Annotated in this window: 1 rRNA gene; it reads right to left on the bottom strand. The window is 53.2% G+C overall.

Features of this window, described 5'->3' with window-relative positions:
* Positions 1-20 precede the first annotated feature (20 nt).
* Positions 21-2,907 (bottom strand): 23S ribosomal RNA (locus tag QD356_RS17710).
* Between the last annotated feature and the right edge of the window lie 141 nt (positions 2,908-3,048).

Here is a 3,048-nt window from a genome sequence, read left to right as displayed (position 1 = left end):
GCAAACCCCTTGGGTGTTATATGGTCAAGCCTCACGGGCAATTAGTACTGGTTAGCTCAACACATTGCTGTGCTTCCACACCCAGCCTATCAACCTTGTAGTCTTCAAGGGCCCTTCAGGAGGCGCAAGGCCTCAGGGAAGTCTCATCTTGAAGGGGGCTTCCCGCTTAGATGCTTTCAGCGGTTATCCCGTCCGAACGTAGCTACCGGGCAATGCCATTGGCATGACAACCCGAACACCAGAGGTTCGTCCACTCCGGTCCTCTCGTACTAGGAGCAGCTCTTCTCAAACTTCCGACGCCCACGGCAGATAGGGACCGAACTGTCTCACGACGTTCTAAACCCAGCTCGCGTACCACTTTAAATGGCGAACAGCCATACCCTTGGGACCGACTTCAGCCCCAGGATGTGATGAGCCGACATCGAGGTGCCAAACACCGCCGTCGATGTGAACTCTTGGGCGGTATCAGCCTGTTATCCCCGGAGTACCTTTTATCCGTTGAGCGATGGCCCTTCCATACAGAACCACCGGATCACTAGAACCTACTTTCGTACCTGCTCGACGTGTCTGTCTCGCAGTCAAGCACCCTTATGCTCTTGCACTCAATGCACGATTTCCAACCGTGCTGAGGGTACCTTCGTGCTCCTCCGTTACTCTTTAGGAGGAGACCGCCCCAGTCAAACTACCCACCATACACTGTCCTCGATCCGGATAACGGACCTGAGTTAGAACGCCAATGATGTCAGGCTGGTATTTCAAGGTTGGCTCCACCGCATCTGGCGACGCGGTTTCAAAGCCTCCCAGCTATCCTACACAGACAACATCAGCATCCAGTGTAAAGCTATAGTAAAGGTTCACGGGGTCTTTCCGTCTAGCCGCGGGTACACAGCATCTTCACTGCGATTTCAATTTCACTGAGTCTCGGGTGGAGACAGCGTGGCCATCATTACGCCATTCGTGCAGGTCGGAACTTACCCGACAAGGAATTTCGCTACCTTAGGACCGTTATAGTTACGGCCGCCGTTTACCGGGGCTTCGATCAAGAGCTTCGCGTGAGCTAACCCCATCAATTAACCTTCCGGCACCGGGCAGGCGTCACACCCTATACGTCCGCTTGCGCGTTTGCAGAGTGCTGTGTTTTTAATAAACAGTTGCAGCCACCTGGTATCTTCGACCGGTAGGAGCTTACGGAGCAAGTCCTTCACTCGAACCGGTGCACCTTCTCCCGAAGTTACGGTGCCATTTTGCCTAGTTCCTTCACCCGAGTTCTCTCAAGCGCCTTGGTATTCTCTACCTGACCACCTGTGTCGGTTTGGGGTACGGTCGCATGTGATCTGAAGCTTAGAGGCTTTTCCTGGAAGCGTGGCATCGATGACTTCCTGACCGTGGTCAGTTCGTCTCGCATCTCGACCTCAGAGGAACCGGATTTGCCTGATTCCTCGGCCTACATGCTTTCACCAGGACAACCAACGCCTGGCTCACCTAGCCTTCTTCGTCCCCCCATCGCAACCACATCCGGTACGGGAATATTAACCCGTTTCCCATCGACTACGCGTTTCCGCCTCGCCTTAGGGGCCGACTCACTCTGCTCCGATTAACGTAGAACAGAAAACCTTGGTCTTCCGGCGGGGGAGTTTTTCACTCCCCTTATCGTTACTCATGTCAGCATTCGCACTCGTGATACCTCCAGCAGACTTCTCAATCCACCTTCATTGGCTTACACGACGCTCCTCTACCGCTCATCCATAAGGATGAACCCGTAGCTTCGGTACCTGATTTAGCCCCGTTATATCTTCCGCGCAGGCCGACTCGACTAGTGAGCTATTACGCTTTCTTTAAAGGATGGCTGCTTCTAAGCCAACCTCCTAGCTGTCTGAGCCTTCCCACATCGTTTCCCACTTAATCAGGATTTTGGGACCTTAGCTGACGGTCTGGGTTGTTTCCCTTTTCACAACGGACGTTAGCACCCGCTGTGTGTCTCCCACGCTGCACTCACTGGTATTCGGAGTTTGCCTCGGGTTGGTAAGTCGGGATGACCCCCTAGCCGAAACAGTGCTCTACCCCCAGCGGTGATACGTGAGGCGCTACCTAAATAGCTTTCGAGGAGAACCAGCTATCTCCGGGCTTGATTAGCCTTTCACTCCGATCCACAGCTCATCCCAGCATTTTTCAACATACTTGGGTTCGGGCCTCCAATTGATGTTACTCAATCTTCACCCTGGCCATGGATAGATCGCCCGGTTTCGGGTCTATACCCTGCGACTGGTCGCCCAGTTAAGACTCGGTTTCCCTACGCCTCCCCTATACGGTTAAGCTCGCCACAGAATATAAGTCGCTGACCCATTATACAAAAGGTACGCGGTCACACCACGAAGGTGCTCCCACTGCTTGTACGCATACGGTTTCAGGATCTATTTCACTCCCCTCGCCGGGGTTCTTTTCGCCTTTCCCTCACGGTACTGGTTCACTATCGGTCAGCCAGGAGTATTTAGCCTTGGAGGATGGTCCCCCCATGTTCAGTCAAGGTTTCTCGTGCCCCGACCTACTCGATTTCACGATACTCAGACTTCGACTACGGGACTATCACCCTGTATCGTCAAGCTTCCCAGCTTGTTCGTCTGTCAGTTGTATCGCTTAAGGGCTGGTCCCCGTTCGCTCGCCGCTACTTGGGGAATCTCGGTTGATTTCTTTTCCTCCGGGTACTTAGATGTTTCAGTTCCCCGGGTTTGCCTCTATAGGTTATGTATTGGCCTATAGATACTCACCTGATGGTGAGTGGGTTTCCCCATTCGGAAATCGTTGGGTCGCAGGGTATTTGCCACCTCGCCAACGCTTATCGCAGGCTATCACGTCCTTCATCGCCTCTGGCTGCCAAGGCATCCACCGTATGCGCTTAATCGCTTGACCATATAACCCCAAGGGGTCTGTCAAGGATTACGAATCTGTCGGACCTCTCCGACATATCGTTTGATAGACATGCGCTTGGCGCACACATCTATCGTCAGCATGATTCACATTGTTAAAGAGCGGCTGTTCAGAGAACAGTGA

The sequence above is a fragment of the Cobetia sp. 2AS genome, assembly GCF_029846355.1.
Classification (GTDB): Bacteria; Pseudomonadota; Gammaproteobacteria; order Pseudomonadales; family Halomonadaceae; genus Cobetia; species Cobetia amphilecti.
This window is presented reverse-complemented; position numbering and strand designations above follow the sequence as displayed.